The 16,595-nt window shown below is 41.9% G+C and carries 18 protein-coding genes; 7 read left to right on the forward strand and 11 right to left on the reverse strand.

The annotated features are described in order from the left end of the window. Positions 1 to 14 precede the first annotated feature (14 nt). Together QUE86_RS04415 and QUE86_RS04420 are read right to left on the reverse strand one after the other, a co-directional pair. Positions 15 to 647, reverse strand: a complete 633-nt coding sequence (locus QUE86_RS04415) for a hypothetical protein (protein ID WP_130050695.1) — start codon at positions 645 to 647, stop codon at positions 15 to 17. Positions 648 to 706: 59 nt separating this feature from the next. Beyond that, positions 707 to 1,189, reverse strand: a complete 483-nt coding sequence (locus QUE86_RS04420) for a DUF2947 domain-containing protein (protein ID WP_286259455.1) — start codon at positions 1,187 to 1,189, stop codon at positions 707 to 709. A gap of 78 nt (positions 1,190 to 1,267) precedes the next feature. Between QUE86_RS04420 and QUE86_RS04425 the strand changes: the two genes are divergently transcribed. From QUE86_RS04425 to QUE86_RS04435, 3 genes are read left to right on the forward strand one after another with little or no spacing between them, the layout of a single operon-like run. After that, positions 1,268 to 1,486, forward strand: a complete 219-nt coding sequence (locus QUE86_RS04425) for a DUF1653 domain-containing protein (protein ID WP_167658573.1) — start codon at positions 1,268 to 1,270, stop codon at positions 1,484 to 1,486. A 52-nt stretch (positions 1,487 to 1,538) separates the two neighbouring features. Further along, entirely contained in the window at positions 1,539 to 2,387 is an 849-nt protein-coding gene (locus QUE86_RS04430; protein ID WP_063703233.1) for an AAA family ATPase, read from the forward strand. A gap of 1 nt (position 2,388) precedes the next feature. After that, positions 2,389 to 3,576, forward strand: coding sequence for a vWA domain-containing protein (locus QUE86_RS04435; protein WP_054551134.1), 1,188 nt, complete (start codon positions 2,389 to 2,391; stop codon positions 3,574 to 3,576). A gap of 43 nt (positions 3,577 to 3,619) precedes the next feature. On the opposite strand, the gene QUE86_RS04440 is transcribed toward QUE86_RS04435, so the two are convergent. The 3 genes from QUE86_RS04440 to ppnP form a co-directional block, all read right to left on the reverse strand. Further along, entirely contained in the window at positions 3,620 to 4,807 is a 1,188-nt protein-coding gene (locus tag QUE86_RS04440; protein ID WP_434784473.1) for an NRAMP family divalent metal transporter, read from the reverse strand. Positions 4,808 to 5,141: 334 nt separating this feature from the next. Continuing rightward, a complete protein-coding gene (hpf, locus tag QUE86_RS04445; RefSeq protein WP_130050692.1) occupies positions 5,142 to 5,498 on the reverse strand; it encodes a ribosome hibernation-promoting factor, HPF/YfiA family in 357 nt (118 codons plus the stop codon). A 182-nt stretch (positions 5,499 to 5,680) separates the two neighbouring features. Beyond that, the gene (gene ppnP / locus QUE86_RS04450) at positions 5,681 to 5,992 is read right to left on the reverse strand and encodes a pyrimidine/purine nucleoside phosphorylase (RefSeq protein WP_130050691.1); all 312 of its coding nucleotides are present in this window, start codon (positions 5,990 to 5,992) and stop codon (positions 5,681 to 5,683) included. A 295-nt stretch (positions 5,993 to 6,287) separates the two neighbouring features. Between ppnP and QUE86_RS04455 the strand changes: the two genes are divergently transcribed. Continuing rightward, complete coding sequence (locus tag QUE86_RS04455; RefSeq protein WP_130050690.1) at positions 6,288 to 6,506, forward strand: type II toxin-antitoxin system ParD family antitoxin; 219 nt, start codon at positions 6,288 to 6,290, stop codon at positions 6,504 to 6,506. A 50-nt stretch (positions 6,507 to 6,556) separates the two neighbouring features. After that, entirely contained in the window at positions 6,557 to 6,802 is a 246-nt protein-coding gene (locus QUE86_RS04460; protein WP_233786757.1) for a type II toxin-antitoxin system RelE/ParE family toxin, read from the forward strand. Positions 6,803 to 7,040: 238 nt separating this feature from the next. On the opposite strand, the gene tkt is transcribed toward QUE86_RS04460, so the two are convergent. Next, entirely contained in the window at positions 7,041 to 9,032 is a 1,992-nt protein-coding gene (gene tkt, locus QUE86_RS04465) for a transketolase (protein ID WP_130050689.1), read from the reverse strand. A gap of 266 nt (positions 9,033 to 9,298) precedes the next feature. Here tkt and metK point away from each other — a divergent pair, with 266 nt between their 5' ends. Next, on the forward strand, positions 9,299 to 10,450 hold the full coding sequence (metK, locus tag QUE86_RS04470; protein ID WP_054551125.1) for a methionine adenosyltransferase: 1,152 nt from the start codon (positions 9,299 to 9,301) through the stop codon (positions 10,448 to 10,450). A gap of 52 nt (positions 10,451 to 10,502) precedes the next feature. Here metK and QUE86_RS04475 read toward each other — a convergent pair whose 3' ends face one another. The 4 genes from QUE86_RS04475 to QUE86_RS04490 all read right to left on the reverse strand — a co-directional run bounded on the left by QUE86_RS04475 (position 10,503) and on the right by QUE86_RS04490 (position 15,174). Beyond that, positions 10,503 to 10,907: a diacylglycerol kinase gene (locus tag QUE86_RS04475; RefSeq protein WP_286259468.1), complete on the reverse strand. Its 405-nt coding sequence runs from the start codon at positions 10,905 to 10,907 to the stop codon at positions 10,503 to 10,505. A gap of 7 nt (positions 10,908 to 10,914) precedes the next feature. Continuing rightward, the gene (locus QUE86_RS04480; protein WP_286259470.1) at positions 10,915 to 12,897 is read right to left on the reverse strand and encodes an LTA synthase family protein; all 1,983 of its coding nucleotides are present in this window, start codon (positions 12,895 to 12,897) and stop codon (positions 10,915 to 10,917) included. A 98-nt stretch (positions 12,898 to 12,995) separates the two neighbouring features. Then, positions 12,996 to 13,649 (reverse strand): START domain-containing protein, encoded by a 654-nt coding sequence (locus QUE86_RS04485; RefSeq protein WP_286259471.1) that lies wholly within the window; start codon positions 13,647 to 13,649, stop codon positions 12,996 to 12,998. Positions 13,650 to 13,653: 4 nt separating this feature from the next. Next, positions 13,654 to 15,174: a CYTH and CHAD domain-containing protein gene (locus QUE86_RS04490; RefSeq protein ID WP_167658545.1), complete on the reverse strand. Its 1,521-nt coding sequence runs from the start codon at positions 15,172 to 15,174 to the stop codon at positions 13,654 to 13,656. Positions 15,175 to 15,387: 213 nt separating this feature from the next. On the opposite strand from QUE86_RS04490, the gene QUE86_RS04495 reads away from it, so the two are divergent. Next, positions 15,388 to 15,987 carry a TIGR04211 family SH3 domain-containing protein gene (locus QUE86_RS04495; RefSeq protein ID WP_130050683.1) on the forward strand — a complete coding sequence of 200 codons (600 nt, stop codon included), beginning with the start codon at positions 15,388 to 15,390 and terminating at the stop codon, positions 15,985 to 15,987. Positions 15,988 to 16,031: 44 nt separating this feature from the next. Here QUE86_RS04495 and QUE86_RS04500 read toward each other — a convergent pair whose 3' ends face one another. After that, positions 16,032 to 16,514, reverse strand: a complete 483-nt coding sequence (locus QUE86_RS04500) for a winged helix-turn-helix transcriptional regulator (protein ID WP_130050682.1) — start codon at positions 16,512 to 16,514, stop codon at positions 16,032 to 16,034. Between the last annotated feature and the right edge of the window lie 81 nt (positions 16,515 to 16,595).

Below are 16,595 nucleotides of genomic sequence, written 5' to 3' on the forward strand. Positions count from 1 at the left end.
CCTTCGCGGTTAAATTAAGTCAAAGGGCGTTTTAAATTACGCCAATTTATATTGCTTGCAAGTAGCATTTCTCTTAATGACAAACGCTTAGGTGTAGTGCGTTTATTAAATTGCCATTGATGGCCACAGCACGCAGCTGCCATCACCGCTTTTGCAGGCTTTAACAGGTGTACATGTGTGTGCTCTAACGATTCACCTGAATTATCAAACCAACCAAGCTCGTTGCAATGTACCTTATTGTCGCTTACTTGATCTAAGCTGTCTATGCGCACCGTAGTACATTGTTCGTCATTAATTAGCACGGGAACAATTAACCCGCGCTTAGCATGGTGACTATAAAACTCTTCTGAGTCTTTTTTATTATAAACTGGCGGCGTTGTTTTTTGTTTTTCAAGCCAACTACCGTTTTGTGAATCTAGCTGCAATGGCGCATCACCACTCACAATACGCATAGCCAAACGCTCTATGTAGTAGGGCAAGCTTGCTAATAAGCGTTTTAGCCTTGCAGCATCTGGTTCATCAACCAAACGTGGGATCTCACGAGCATAAAATGCGTTGCATAACTGCGCATACAAAGCACGATCGGCATCAGTCTGCCAAATTTCGGCTTGTTGCGAGTGTTCGCTCTGTGAAGTTGGTTTAGACAATGCGCGCTCTTATAAAACAAATGCTTGACTGTTTTATAGCATAGAGCGTTTATTGAGCGCTACTTTACTGCGCCTTTTTTACCCAATTTTGCGTTGCCAGTTTCTAAAAACTGCACCACTGCATCACGCTTTTTACCTAATAACAAACTACCATCAGCTAAAAACATAAAGTTTTGCCAACAACGTTTAAAAACCGCAAAGCTGGTTTCAATAATATTGTCGCGAGCCATACAAAAATACACAGTGGTGTTTGCTTCCCACGCTAAGTGGTTAAGGATCTCTTCTGGTAACTGCTCATCACCAGCTTCCCACGCATTTTCCCAGTTAATGGTTTCTGAAAAGCTGTCTTCTTTGCCACACCAATCTGTTTTATCAAAAAAGTCCGGGTGGTCATGCTCACGGCTTACCATAGTGGTCCATAAAACCGCAGCGCGTTCAGCGCTCATAGGTTTGATTTGCGTTGCGTCTTCGCTGCTTATAGGCATATCTTTATGACGGAAAACCCAGGCTTTTTTGTATTCATCTAACGAAATATAATTCATAGTTTAGGCAGTTTGTTTCAGCGTATAATGTGCAAACTGCAATTATACCCAAATGACTCCAAGATGCGAGATAAACACATGACAATCAAACCTGGTATTTACCAACATTACAAAGGCCCAAAATATAAAGTTGAATATGTTGCTACTCATAGCGAAAGCAATGAGCCACTGGTAATTTACCAAGCGCTATACGGAGAATTTGGTATGTGGGCACGCCCGCTCAGTATGTTTACAGAAACAGTCATTGTAGAGGGGAAAACTGTACCGCGTTTTGCATACCTTTCAGACGTCGTCTAACTGTGGCATCATGACGTTATTAATCACTGCTCAGACCAGATAAGGTGACATCGTGCTTTTTAATTCAACCGATAACTACATTGCCAGTAACTCATTAAAACAAGCGGTTAACGCAGCAATCTTGCTCGAAAAACCCCTGCTTATAAAAGGTGAGCCAGGCACAGGCAAGACCATGCTGGCGGAAGAGCTTGCGAAAAGCTTAGACACCACGCTGATTCAATGGCACATCAAATCAACCACTAAAGCGCAGCAAGGCCTTTATGAATATGATGCGGTATCACGCCTGCGCGACAGTCAGTTAGGTGATGAGCGTGTGCACGATATCAGCAACTACATTGTAAAAGGCAAATTATGGCAAGCCTTTACCTATGGAGAGCAACATAATAAACGCCCAGTGCTATTGATTGATGAAATCGACAAAGCCGATATCGAATTTCCAAACGACTTGCTATTAGAACTCGATAAAATGGAGTTTCATGTTTATGAAACCGGCGAGCGAGTGATTGCTAAGCAACGTCCGATTGTGATCATTACGTCGAATAACGAAAAAGAGCTGCCAGATGCCTTTTTACGTCGTTGTTTTTTCCATTACATTGATTTTCCAAGTAGCGAAGAAATGGCACAGATTATCGATGTACACCACCCTCACGTTAAACAAGATTTAGTTCGCCAAGCACTTGAGGTGTTCTTTAATCTACGTGAAGTAAACGGCATTAAGAAAAAGCCATCAACCAGCGAATTGCTTGATTGGTTAAAGCTACTGATGGCTGAAGATATAGACGCTAAAACACTGCATGATAAAAGCCAAAAAGGTGGCTTAATGCCGATGTTTGGGGCGTTATTAAAGAACGAGCAAGACATTAGCTTAATCGAAAAACTTGCTTTTATGAGCCGCCGTTAAGATGTTAATTGCGTTTTTCTTTAAGCTTCGAGAATACCGCTTACCAGTTAGTTTGCGAGAGCTACTTGATTTGATCAATGCGCTCAAGCAAGGGGTTATTTTTGCAGACGTTGACGCGTTTTATTACTTAGCGCGTACCATCATGGTTAAAGATGAAACCCATTTTGACCGTTTTGATAAAGCCTTTGCTGATTACTTTAGTGGAGTCGCTGACCTTGATCTTCTCGAAAGCTTAAAACAACAACATGCCTTGCCTGATGATTGGCTGCGTAAAGAGTTTGAAAAGCATTTAAGCGAAGAAGAAAAAGCGCAATTACAAGCCATGGGCGGCCTTGATAAACTCATGGAAACCCTCAAGCAACGCCTTGAAGAGCAACAAAAGCGCCATGCTGGGGGTAATAAGTGGGTGGGTACTGGTGGCACTTCGCCATTTGGCGCCTATGGTTATAACCCAGAAGGTGTGCGAATAGGTCAAGACGGTAATCGACATCGCCGTGCAGTGAAAGTATGGGATAAACGCAGCTACCGAAACCTTGATAGCGACCGTGAAATAGGTTCTCGCACCATTAAACTTGCTCTTAAAAAACTGCGTAAATTTGCCCGCACTGGTGCCAGCGATACACTCGATCTAACCGAAACTATCCGCGCAACGGCAAAGCAAGGCGGTATGCTAGATGTAAAAATGGCTCCAGAGCGCCACAATGCAGTAAAAGTATTGATGCTGTTTGATATCGGCGGTTCAATGGATGATTACATTCATACCTGTGAAGAGTTATTTAGCGCTGCACACAGCGAGTTTAAACACCTTGAGTTTTACTATTTTCACAACTGTTTATATGAACATGTTTGGCAAGACAACGAACGTCGCCACTCAAATGTGATTGATACCATGACCTTGATTAACAAGTTCACCAGCGACTACAAGGTGATCTTTGTTGGCGATGCCACTATGGGGCCCTACGAAATAGCCTACCCCGGTGGCAGCGTAGAACATTGGAATGAAGAGCCTGGCAGTGCCTGGCTAAATCGTATAACCAATCACTTTGATAAAGTCGCTTGGCTCAACCCACAACCTGTTGAACACTGGCGCTATTATCAATCGATTGATTTTATAAAGCAGCTAATGGACAACCGCATGTACCCACTCACGCTAGATGGGATTAGTAATGCCATTAGGGAGTTGAGTTAGAGCCGTCAGCTGACGGCTGAAAGCTGATAGCTGATAGCTCCCTTTACATTACCTTCCAAACCAAAAACACCAGCGCAAAGCCAACTAAATAAAGCAAACCCAGCCAGCTTAGGGTACGTAATAAGGGTGAGTGATGAATGCTAGGTTCTGAGCGCACTAAACTAAAGTTCAGCCATGCAAATACGGGAGTCGTTACAAAAGCGAGGGTCATTGCAAAAGTAAGCATTGGCCCAAGGGCTGATTTAAAAAATAAAATCACTGCCATGCCAGCAAATGCTTGCAGTAATAACCACATATTTAAACTATGTTTAGATTGTTTAATCGATAGCAGTTTATGCGACTCATTTAATGTTCTGGCGTAGCCGTCAAGCACTGTTAGCGTGGTACCAAACATACATAAAAAAGCGATACCCGAAACCAGCGGCCTTGCCCACTCGCCCATAGTGAGGGCATACATATCAATTAGCTGCTTAGCAAAGGCCACGCCACCTAATTGCACAGCTTGTGCTTGGCCATATTGCACTAATACACCTAGTGAGAAAAACACGAGCGCCAGTGCTGCGGTAAGCCAGTAACCCAAATTAAAATCAAACAAGCCTTGTTGTTTTGTCACCGCTTGTTGGTGCTGCTTTTCTTTTAGCCACAGTGAGCTAATTGCTGATATTTCGATAGGTGCAGGCATCCAGCCCATCAAAGCAACCATAAAGCCAAGCATGGCAAGTTCATAAGGCGACGGGCCCACATAGTCAACAGACGCCGCTGTTCCATTATTCATAACGCCATTATTAATCGCTACTATCAACGCAGCTACTGTTGTAACCGTTAGCAGCCCCATAATTAGCTTAGAAACATTATCGAGCGCTTTAAAGTGCCCCAATAACAAAATAAGCAAACATACAGCCAAAATCAGCCAGCATAATAAGGTTACAGAAATAGTAATAGGTAATGCGTAGTGCAGCAGGCTAGCCGTTAATAATAAAACCCCTGCAGTGTTCACCACAGCGGCAACAATATTAAGCGCAATAAAACTATAGAAATACCCAGGCCCTTTTTGCTTATAGCCCTCAACTAAACTTTGCTTAGTCGCGAGTGTGTACTCCATGCCAAATCGAAAGAATGGGTACTTCAATACGTTTACTACAATGATTAGCCAAAATAGCTGCCAGCCGAATAACGACCCTGCTTGTGTTGATGCTACTAGATGTGAGCCACCAATGGCGGCTGTAGCCATTAAAATACCCGGCCCTAGAGCATTTAATTTAGATTGCCAATTTGATACTGCTGATTGCATACGCTTTGTGTGTTTTATTCTTAGTTACAAGCAACTTACAGCGTTTTAGGTGAGATTGGAAGCAGAGCAAGTTAGCAACTCTAGACAACTTACAATATGTGTCAAGTAACTCACTAACTTTACTCTTTCCCCTAGTAACTCGCTAACTTTTTGAATTTCAACCTGAGTGACGGCTGAAGGCTGAATAATAAGACTAAAAAAGCCAAGCGTTTCGCAACGGTTGGCTTTTTTAGGTTAAGTTTTAAGGCTAGTCACTTGGACTGGCGAATTATAATTAGCTCAGATTCATTTCCTGAATGATTTCGTGGGCAATTTCCGGTGTAGTACTGACCGGCTTTTCGTGTAGTTTGGCTTTCATTTGCCCTTTACGATGCTTCAGAGATGCATCTAGTTTTTTTGCGGCACTTGCAATTGCTGGGTACATCACATCATCCTCAGCTTTTACTGATAAACTTGCACCTTCATAGGTTGTGCTGATCTCAGCTTGATGTTTGTGATGTTCTTTTGAAAGAATAATATCAAGAGATATTAGTGATGGAAAATGGCTTGCAATTTTCGAGAACTTCTCGTTGATGTGCTCTCTTACAGAGTCAGTAACGTCAACATGATGACCAGAAATATTAATCTTCATAGGGTATCCTTTTTTATTGTTACCTCACAGTTAGTATTGGGGGCGAATTGAATTAACACAAGCGAAAATTGCAGATAATTAGTAATTGATTGTAACCACTGATGATTTAGATCATGCGTTGCGGATAAAGTATGCAAAAGCCCGCACCACACGGGCTGTTCAGAGAGGTTAACATCTGCTCATTAAGTGTACGAGCAACAATAATCTGCGAAATCAGTTACCTTGACGCGGAAGGTAACGTTCGCGTCTACATTAAATGAATCTCCCGCCTTCATGGTTTGCCACTGTGTTTCGCCAGGCAGTAATACTTGCCACTCTCCCGCTAGCAGCTCCATGTGCTCTTTTTGATTTGTGCCAAACTCAAATTCTCCTGGCTGCATAAAGCCCAATGTTTTAGTGCTGCCATCGGCAAATAGCACAACACGGCTCGAAACTTTTCCATCAAAATAGACATTCGCTTTTTTTACAACACTTACACTGTCAAACTGAGTCATACTTACTCCTGAGATGTTTTGTTATTAACGTATAAACATTGCCAGTTGTCGGTTTAGTATTCAAGTAGGGCTGGGTGAGAAATAATCAAGCCGGATTAGCTGTAAGATCGTACAATTGTTGTAGGACAGGCTTTAGCGCGAGTATCTGAATGGATCGTTTTACGTTTTAATGGAACCTCAAAGAATATGGCTTTAACGCTTTGTAACGCGGCTTGCATCCAAGCTCAAACCGATACCATATTTAGGTATCTATTGGTATTTAGGGCTATATCATGGCTAAAACACTAGCATTACTTTGGGTGACCATTTTGACAGTTTTATTGCTAATCAACTCCAAAGCGGCCGCTATGGCTCAGCAAGTGAAGTCATACGCGCCGCTTTACGTTTACTTGAAAGCCAAAAAACGAAAATGAACACTTTACGCCAATTACTTATTGAAGGTGAAAATAGTGGAGTTGCGGATTATGACCTTGATTCGTTTATCAATGAATTAGATAAAAATGAAATAAAATGAGGCCATTTTAGTTAACTAACAAGGCAAAATCTGATTTAAAAGATGCAGCCTTGTTTACATCTCGACGCAGGGGTCGTAAACAGCGAAATATTTATCTAAAACAGTTTGATGACATATTCTGGCTATTAGCCGAAAACCCTGAAATTGATAAAGACTGTGACGAAATTCGCGATAGCTACAGAAAATTTCCACAAGGAAGCCACGTAATCTTTTATCGTCAAATCGGCAGTCAAAATATTGAGATTATCCGTATTCTCCACAAAAGTATGGATGTGAATCCAATTTTTGGCGCATAGCCTTCATTTAAAAGGCGAAAGTAGCAAACTCAAATCTGACTTCTGGTATTTAACTTAGAAACATGACTTTTCCCGCCAAATAAATTTCACGCCTACGGTGAGGAATTTTTAAAGCTGACGGCTGAAAGCTGAGAGCTAAAACCGTTGGGTTTCACTCCGCTCTACCCAACCTACGGGGCATAAAAAAGCCCGCGCTGTGGTTATACAGGGCGGACTTTTAAATTTTAGCGGCTAAAGCTTAGAACAAAGCGTTTGCTTTGTTTACGATGTTTTCAACAGTGAAACCAAAGTGCTTGAATAGTTCGCCTGCCGGTGCTGACTCACCGAAGGTCGTCATACCAACTACTGCGCCATTTAGGCCTACGTATTTGTACCAGTAGTCTGCGATGCCCGCTTCAATTGCTACGCGGCGTGTTACGCTTGCTGGTAGTACGCTTTCTTTATAAGCAGCGTCTTGCTCATCAAATAAATCAGTTGAAGGCATAGATACCACGCGTACTTTTTTACCTTGTGAACGAAGTTCTGCAGCGGCATCTTGTGCAAGCTGTACTTCAGAGCCTGTTGCAATAAGGATAAGTTCTGGCTCACCGTCACAGCTAAGTACGTAACCACCTTTTTTCACATCAGCTAACTGCTGTGCAGTTCGCGTTTGTTGCTCAAGGCCTTGGCGAGTGAAAATCAGTGACGTTGGGCCATCTTTACGTTCAATAGCTTGTTGCCACGCAATTGCAGACTCAACTTGGTCACATGGGCGCCAGTTCACTAAGTTTGGCGTTAAACGCATGCTAGCAATTTGCTCTACTGGTTGGTGCGTTGGACCATCTTCACCTAAACCAATTGAATCATGCGTGTATACGAAGATGCTCGGCTGCTTCATTAATGCCGCCATACGTACTGCGTTACGAGCGTATTCCATGAACATTAAGAAAGTAGCGCCGTAAGGGATAAAGCCTTTGTGCAGTGCAATACCATTCATAATCGCTGACATACCAAATTCACGTACACCGTAGAAAATATAGTTACCGCTTGCATCGTTTGCTTCTAAGCCTTTTGAACCATCCCAAAGTGTTAAGTTTGAACCAGCAAGGTCAGCAGAGCCACCCATGAATTCTGGTAATAATGGACCAAACGCGTTTAATGCATTTTGTGATGCTTTACGAGTTGCTGGGTTTGCTGGGTTTGCTTGTAACTCTTCGATGTAAGCTTGTGACTTTTCAGCCCAATCAGCTGGTAACTCACCATTTGTACGGCGTTTAAACTCAGCAGCAAGTTCAGGGTATGCGCTTGCGTAAGCGGCAAATTTTTCGTCCCAGCTTGCTTCTAGTTGCTTACCTTTTTCTTTGCCATCCCACTCGCTGTAAATATCAGCAGGGATCTCAAATGCATCGCCAGTCCAACCTAGGAACTCACGAGATGCTTTAATTTCGTCTTCGCCTAGTGGTGCACCGTGACAGTCATGGCTACCTGATTTGTTAGGTGAACCGTAACCAATCACTGTTTTACAACAAATGAGTGATGGCTTATCAGTAATGCTGCGAGCTTCTTCGATTGCGGCGCGAATTGCATCTGGGTTATGACCATCTACATCGCTTACTACGTGCCAGCCGTATGCTTTGAAGCGTGCTGGTGTGTCATCGCTGAACCAACCTTCTACTTCACCATCAATTGAGATGCCATTGTCATCCCAAAACGCAACTAGTTTACCTAGGCCTAATGTACCCGCCAATGAACAGGCTTCGTGAGAAATACCTTCCATTAAGCAGCCATCGCCCATGAATGCGTACGTGAAGTGATCAACAATATCGTGGCCTTCACGGTTAAACTGTGCAGCTAGCGCTTTTTCGGCGATTGCCATGCCCACTGCATTTGTGATCCCTTGACCTAATGGGCCCGTAGTAGTCTCAATACCAGGAGCGTAACCATACTCTGGGTGACCTGGTGTTTTTGAGTGCATTTGACGGAAGTTTTTAATTTCTTCTAGTGGTAAGTCATAGCCACTTAAGTGCAGTAGAGAATAGATCAGCATTGAACCGTGACCATTCGAAAGAATAAATCGATCGCGGTCTGCCCACTCTGGATTCGTAGGGTTGTGCTTTAGATAATCGCGCCATAGTACTTCCGCGATATCTGCCATGCCCATAGGGGCGCCAGGGTGGCCAGATTTGGCCTGTTGTACTGCGTCCATTGATAAGACGCGAATAGCATTTGCAAGTTCTTTGCGTGATGGCATGAATTCTCCTACCTTTATGTATTTGCGCTGGTTGTTTATGAAGCCCCATTCTTACTTATTGTAAGGGTACAGTGCAATTAAAAATCCGCATTAAATGCACCAATTATGGGCGTTTATTAAGAACAATACGTTATTAGTAATTTTAAATGGACGTCTAGGCGTAAAATTACTATGCAAACATATTTGTTTTAGATAAAATACGCCCCTTAATTTTTTAGCGCTATTACCGACGTTTGTGAAGCGCAATATTTGTGAGCAGAAATACAATGGCAAAACATTTATTTACTTCTGAATCTGTTTCTGAAGGTCATCCGGATAAAATCGCGGACCAAATCTCTGACGCGGTTCTAGATGCTATCTTAGAGCAAGATTCTCATGCCCGTGTTGCATGTGAGACTTACGTTAAAACTGGTATGGTGATGGTTGGTGGTGAAATCACAACTAGCGCTTGGGTTGATATCGAAGAAATCACACGTAAAACAGTACGTGAAATCGGTTACACGCACTCTGACATGGGTTTCGATGCTGACTCTTGTGCAATCCTAAATACTATCGGTAAGCAATCTCCAGACATCAACCAAGGTGTTGACCGTGCTCGTCCTGAAGAGCAAGGTGCTGGTGACCAAGGTCTAATGTTCGGTTATGCATGTAACGAAACTGACGTTTTAATGCCTGCACCAATCACTTATTCACACCGTCTAGTTCAGCGTCAAGCTGAAGTTCGTAAAAGCGGTGAGCTTAACTGGTTACGCCCAGATGCAAAATCTCAAGTAACGTTTGCATACGAAAATGGCAAGCCTGTTGGCATTGATGCAGTTGTTCTTTCAACTCAACACTGTGATTCAATCTCACAAAACGACTTAGTTGAAGCGGTAATGGAAACTATCATTAAACCGGTTCTTCCTGCTGAGCTTATCTCAAGCGCAACTAAGTTCTTCATCAACCCAACTGGCCGTTTCGTAATCGGTGGCCCAATGGGTGACTGTGGTCTTACAGGTCGTAAAATCATCGTTGATACATACGGTGGTATGGCTCGTCACGGTGGTGGTGCTTTCTCTGGTAAAGATCCATCAAAAGTTGACCGTTCAGCTGCATATGCTGCTCGTTACGTTGCTAAAAACGTGGTTGCTGCTGGCCTTGCTGACAAATGTGAGCTACAAGTTTCTTACGCTATCGGTGTTGCAGAGCCAACGTCTATCAGCATCGAGACATTTGGTACAGGTAAATTAGAAGAAGCGCGTCTAATCGAATTAGTACGTGAGCACTTCGACCTACGCCCTTACGGCTTAATCCAAATGCTTGATCTTGAGCGTCCTATCTATCAACCGACTGCGGCATACGGTCACTTCGGTCGTGATGAGTTCCCTTGGGAGCGTACAGACAAAGCAGACGCACTTCGCGCAGCTGCTGGCCTGTAATAGGTTTGATAAAATGAAAAAAGCGCCGTTTGGCGCTTTTTTTGTGTCTGATTTATAAGTAACTCACTATCTTTTCGTAAACTGCGACACCCCAAACTAAAGCAAGAATAAGCAAGCTCAATGTCACTGCCGCAGAAGCCATATCTTTAGCCCTTCCCGATAATACATGATACTCAATCCCTACTCGGTCAGTGAGCGCTTCTATTGACGAGTTAAGTAACTCAACAATTAATAATAACAAGTAAGGAATAAACAACACTAACCAATGATTCAACGACTGTGCAAACACGACTGATAAAGGTAATAAACACACCCCTAGGTAGATTTCAGAGCGAAATGCGGACTCTTCTTTAAATGCCGCTTTAAATCCTTTAACTGAACATTTAGTTGCTTTAAAAATGCGTCCAATACCAATACCATTTGGCTTATTAACCAAGGGAATTTTTGGTTCTTTCATGCTTTTCCTACTGCTCGCCTTTTAGCAACAAGTGCCACGCTATGCCCATATATTGGTTATATGCGTTGAATGTTGCGTTATCTATTTTTGCAAAAGGTGTGCTTTGTTTGTTGTAACGCACATCATATCGCTGCTTTTCGTTGATCAAATGATATTCATAAATCCCCGAAAAGTCACCTCGCCATAATTGTTGTCCTTTGCGAGCTGTCTGAAAGCCATAAATTGTCCGGTCTGTTGTTGGTGATAATAGTGATTTACCAACGCTATAGAATGCACTATTTGGCTTTGCCACCAAATTCAAAATAGTAGGAGCAATATCCATATGGCTGGCCAGCTGCGGTTCTGCCTTTAGTTGCTGTATAGCTTGACCATAAAAAACAATGGGTACATGAGTGAGTTCATATAAATTAGGCTGGTCATGAATGTAACGACGGCTGTAATGATCGCCAGTAATAACAAAAAGTGCATCAGGGTATTGCGACTCCATCTTATCAACAAACTCTCCAAGCATATGGTCCGCATACCAAAGGTGGCCAAGTGTATAGGGCGACAAAAGTTCTGAGTTTAACTCTCGTAATGCTGAAGGGTAATCATCAATAGACTCCAAGGGGTAGCCATACTGTTTTAAATTTAAATTAAAAGGCCCGTGATAACTGGTTGTCATTACAACATTAAAGGTATTTTCTTTCGCTTTATTAGCAACCAGTTCGAATAGTTGTTGATCATCTATACCCCACACACCTGCTGAACCTTTACCTCCCATGTCTGCTGCTGAATATAATCTATCAACACCTTGTGATTTTGCGTATGTCCCAATATTCTGCCAAGACAATAACCCCCCATAAAAAAACTGGCTGCGATAGCCTTGCTGTTCCAATTGCTCGAATAACGACATTGGACTAGCTGGTTTTTGTGGGCCAATCTTGCTCATATTAACGCCTGCATAAGGAATGCCGGATAAGATGCTTGAAAGCGAGTTCATTGTGCTACTCGCTGCAGGCAATGCATCTGGGAAATACAAACCTTTTTCAGCCAGTTTTTGTAACTGTGTTGTAAGACCTAGCCCAAAATACTTTTCTTGCAATGGCCACGAATCATAACTTTCCATTATGATAAGAAATATTCTCGATGGCTGCGTAGTAAGTACGCCAGTTGTAGTATGCTTTAAATTAATTAGCGGTTCGCTAATAGATTGATCATTAGCTAAATAAGGATTCTTGGAGTTAGCGCCATGACTCTGAAGTTCATTATAATCTCTGATTGCGTATATAAAGCTTCTCAACGGATTTATGACTAAGTTATTGGCGAAAGGATCTGGTGTCACTGCAGACCATTTGCGCATTGCAGGGCGAGATTCAAAAGACCCTCTTACAGCACAAATTGTTAAAACAACCATGATTATAACAAGCACTGTGCGCTTGACTTTACAATCCGTAAACAAATTACTCAGTACATGAAGCTGATGCCGATTAATCCAATTGCAAATGTTAAATGAAAAATACAATAAAACACATAATGTAATGACACTACCCCATGGTTTATATTGCATAGCGACTGTCTTGAGAATTGCGGCCTGATCGTCATGCAGCCCTTCAAACATGAAGTAATTAAACTGACTACCATACTCAGCTATGTAGGTCACACTAACAACACATAGTAACACGCTTAAACTAAGATATATCTGAGCACTGTAATGACGAACACTAGCAACCCAATGCGATTTTCGAATTGGTTGTAAGAAACAGTTAAAAATAAATGGAATTGCTAAGCAAACACCAGCAGCAGCAGAATCAAAGGCAAAGCCTGCTTTTAATGTCGTTGCAAATGTATCGAGTGTTAAAGGACTACTAAGATGGTCATAAAAATAGAATAAGAAAAACACTCTAAATGCCATAAATAAAGTGACACCAGCTAGCCATAACATTGCCAACCGAGTATTTTCCTCAACAAAGGCATACCACCGACTTGTAGCAAACGGCTTAAGTTCCATAAATACAATTTCCCTGTAATAAAAACGAAACAGAGTGTACTTAAAAAAGGAACGAATTCAATCAATCTATTGTAATTATATGTAATATTTTTGTATTACTACTCAAAATGAGGGCATGAACCGATACGGCTGGGTGATTTGATACGAGAAAATTGATTATTAGCTAATTGTTCTCGGAGTGCTTCTAGAGTTTTATAGACGCTTTTTAACGACACTTTATTACTTAACCAGCGGGGAATTGAGCCACTTGGATCTGCATAGGCTTGATGGCGTACCAACAAATTGCTTTGTTGCTCTTCTAAACGCCAATAAGCGGTAAGGTCTTTAATACGCACAATGCCTGCAACTTCGGCTTTTGCATACGGTTGGCTTTTGATTTGTAACTCTGTTTTGTGTTCATCCAAAGCATGATAACAAGAGTAACTCACTAAATCTCGGTCTGACACCGGCCAAGGCGAATTAAAATGGGTGTAAACAAGCGTTTCCGAGGGGCTTAAGCGCTCCATTAAGGTCACGCTTTTTACATTTTCAAGCCAATTTGGTGCATTGTCGGTATCACTTAACAACGCCATAAAGTCACTTGCTTTGGCATTTTTAACCAGCACATAGGCATTAATTTCTACAATGCCAGTGTCGTGTTTTTTGTAGCTAACTTTAATATCGTCTTGCTGTTTGTAAGTTTTCCATTCGATAGGATTAGCAAATGCCGATAAACTCAACCATGCTAACCCAATCCATAGGCCAAAGCGCATTAATTTACAGCCAGTAAGGGTCTGTATTAAATGAAGCGTGGCGACTTTGCTCCATTGCACTCACTAAAAATTCAGACTTTTGATCAAGCCATGATTGAATTTTTGTCAGCTCTAAGTCGTCTTGTCCTGCACATAATTGCTTTAAGTACTCAAGGGTACTTAACTCATAAATACCATGCGAGATATCGACCCACGGCATACGAAACTCATTTCGATCTTCTCTATCGAACAAAGCCCCTAAGCAGTTGCCGCTAAGTAATGAGTTTTCAAGACGCGTGCGCAGTGCCAAATAATCTTTATCTGTAAACACTTGCTGCTCAGGAATGAGCTCGTGCATGTCGTGCCAATCTTTAGCAAATAAACGCTTAGCAATATCGGCAACCGGTTTTTCCGCAGCCTGAAACTCAGCTTGCCCCCATGATTTGCGCCATTGCTTTTCAATTAACCACGTCGTTAGCTGTAATAGCAAGCGGTTGTATCGGGTGCTATGGAATAGTGTTTCAATATCGTCAATGCTTGGCTGTAGTTCTTTTAAGTCATTAATAACCTGTGTGAGCTCTGGCGCACTGTTGATCTTTTTGTAGTATGCATGGCGCTTTGAAGTGTACGTTTTTAGCTGAATTGCATTTTCAACCCAAGCTAATTCACTTAATAACCACTTTAACTCAGTGCGCAATGATTCAGTGTCGTCTTTGCTAACAATGTCGTCAAAAAGCCAAAATGTATGACGAATTAAACGAATACCGTCGGTCACACGCTTAAGCGTTTTTAAACTCGGTTTAATGAAGTAACACGCTTCATGTTTTTGTACAAAACGAATCGCGTAGTTGATACTTTCGATTAATGCTTGCTCTTGCGTAGCATCACGTTTTAACGGCACAAAGCCGATTGATTTACTTGCTTTTAATGGCTTGTCATCGGCAAGCCCATAACCACGTGCAGCTTTAGAATAAAGACCTAAGCGAACATGACTCTCACTAACTAATTTATCCGCTAATGCAAACAGTTCATTGCGGCTACCTTCGATAAGTTCGATTTCAAGTTCAGAAATTGGCTCAACCTGACCCGATGCAGCAACTTCACCTTTATCTAACACCACTTCAATTTTTGCACCATTTTCGGTTTCGAGTAACCATGTACGGCGAATGAAATTTGTACTAAAAATTGGGTATAGATTCTCAGCAATGGCAGACACTTGCATTCCATGCGGCCAAATAGCGGCATCAAAAGCAAGTAAATCAGGGCGATTACCTGTGAGTGGTAAGTTGTATTCAGGGCGCTGATGAAGACCACCAACCACTTCGCCGGCAAGTTTGATGGTTTGCTCACAATCACTATCGCAACAACGAGTACGTAGGCCAATATCTAAAGCACGTAATTCTCGGCTTGGCGTATCGTAATAAGCATTTTGTAAGCTTCGCGACGGTTTATTAGTAACGGTTTTTGCAAATTGGGTAATTAATGCGGGGATCAGTGGAACAACGGCATCTGACACCAAAAACTTCAGTTCTATCTCAGTATCCATTCGTTTTGCGGAGTACATTTAAAATAAATAAGTGCTCAAAATAAACAAAGCAGCTACTTAATGCAAATTTTTTCCTGATTTTTGCGACCAAGTCTAATCACGGATTACAATATCAGCCTTGCTATTGATAGTTGAAATCCCTACTATCTCTATACTTAAAGAAATTATAAATTTAGCCACTTCTAGGCAAGATCACATTAACAAGGTAGATTGATGTTAAAACAGTGTATTTTTGGGTTGCTCCTTGCGGCCACCTCTTTTATTAGTTACGCAGAAGAAGCGCCAAGCAGCGACAGCCAAAACACCGCCTATATAGTCGATAACCTGTACACCTTTATGCACTCTGGTCCAAGCAAAAACTACCGTATACTGGGCTCAGTCGATGCAGGCACACAAGTTATGTTGTTATCGGATGAAGATAATGGTTACTTTAAAATTCGTGATGATAAAGATCGTGAAGGCTGGGTAGAAGCAAAATTCGTAACCGAAAATGCAGGTATCCAACAACAATTTCAAGCCCTAAATAATGATATGACGTTAATGCAAGAGCAACTTCGTCAAGCAGAGATTGAGCTGCCGCAATTACAAGAACAAAATAGAGCACTGACAGATCAAAACCTAGCACTTAGCAAGCAAATCGAAACCCTTAAGAACACCATCGAGTCTGAGCGTAATGCAAAACAAACCGCAAGTGCTAAAGAGAAACGCCAGCTATTAACTTATGGCGGTGCCATTGCATTTATTGGTTTACTGTTAGGCATTATCCTAACTGTAGTGTTATCTCGCCGTAAACGCTATGACGGCTGGGCATAACCGGTAAAACTGCAAAAAAGCACCTATTGGTGCTTTTTTTGTATCTATATATCGAATCTAAGTCCGGTATCTTGTTTAATTTTTTCGATAACCATATAAGTATGATGTGTACCAACCCCTGGAATATCAACTAAATCTCCAAGCACTTGGCGGTATTCATCCATATCTGAGACTCGCACTTTTAATAAATAGTCATAGCCACCAGCAACCATGTCACATTCAACGACTTGAGGAATATTTAAAATATACTCGCGAAACACTTTAAAAACAGATGTATTAGATGTCACCAAGGATACTTGCACGTGTGCTAACAAGCTCTGGTTAAGTTTACCTTCGCTAAGCTTTGCGTAGTAGCCTTCGATGTAGCCTTCTTGCTCTAAACGTTTTACACGGTCTAGACATGGGCTTGGGCTCAGGTTTACCTGTTTTGCGAGGTTTACGTTCGATATTCTGCCATTTTTTTGCAGAGCGTCTAAAATTGCTAAATCGATGCGATCTAACATGCGTAATCTATTCGGACTGGTCATAACAGAATTTTATGCGGCTAAGTTAACGGTATGCCCTGTAAATTATCGTAAATCGAAAAATTTAACCAGCATATTCTGCTG

Source organism: Pseudoalteromonas apostichopi (assembly GCF_030297135.1).
Classification (GTDB): domain Bacteria; phylum Pseudomonadota; class Gammaproteobacteria; order Enterobacterales; family Alteromonadaceae; genus Pseudoalteromonas; species Pseudoalteromonas apostichopi.

Coding starts and splice junctions, on each gene's coding strand:
- QUE86_RS04420 (WP_286259455.1), bottom strand. CDS start 1,189: ATGAATTATATTTCGTTAGATGAATACAAAAAAGCCTGGGTTTTCCGT.
- QUE86_RS04425 (WP_167658573.1), top strand. CDS start 1,268: ATGACAATCAAACCTGGTATTTACCAACATTACAAAGGCCCAAAATAT.
- QUE86_RS04435 (WP_054551134.1), top strand. CDS start 2,389: ATGTTAATTGCGTTTTTCTTTAAGCTTCGAGAATACCGCTTACCAGTT.
- QUE86_RS04440 (WP_434784473.1), bottom strand. CDS start 4,807: ATGGCTACAGCCGCCATTGGTGGCTCACATCTAGTAGCATCAACACAA.
- hpf (WP_130050692.1), bottom strand. CDS start 5,498: ATGAAGATTAATATTTCTGGTCATCATGTTGACGTTACTGACTCTGTA.
- ppnP (WP_130050691.1), bottom strand. CDS start 5,992: ATGACTCAGTTTGACAGTGTAAGTGTTGTAAAAAAAGCGAATGTCTAT.
- tkt (WP_130050689.1), bottom strand. CDS start 9,032: ATGCCATCACGCAAAGAACTTGCAAATGCTATTCGCGTCTTATCAATG.
- metK (WP_054551125.1), top strand. CDS start 9,299: ATGGCAAAACATTTATTTACTTCTGAATCTGTTTCTGAAGGTCATCCG.
- QUE86_RS04475 (WP_286259468.1), bottom strand. CDS start 10,907: ATGAAAGAACCAAAAATTCCCTTGGTTAATAAGCCAAATGGTATTGGT.
- QUE86_RS04480 (WP_286259470.1), bottom strand. CDS start 12,897: ATGGAACTTAAGCCGTTTGCTACAAGTCGGTGGTATGCCTTTGTTGAG.
- QUE86_RS04485 (WP_286259471.1), bottom strand. CDS start 13,649: ATGCGCTTTGGCCTATGGATTGGGTTAGCATGGTTGAGTTTATCGGCA.
- QUE86_RS04490 (WP_167658545.1), bottom strand. CDS start 15,174: ATGGATACTGAGATAGAACTGAAGTTTTTGGTGTCAGATGCCGTTGTT.
- QUE86_RS04495 (WP_130050683.1), top strand. CDS start 15,388: ATGTTAAAACAGTGTATTTTTGGGTTGCTCCTTGCGGCCACCTCTTTT.
- QUE86_RS04500 (WP_130050682.1), bottom strand. CDS start 16,514: ATGACCAGTCCGAATAGATTACGCATGTTAGATCGCATCGATTTAGCA.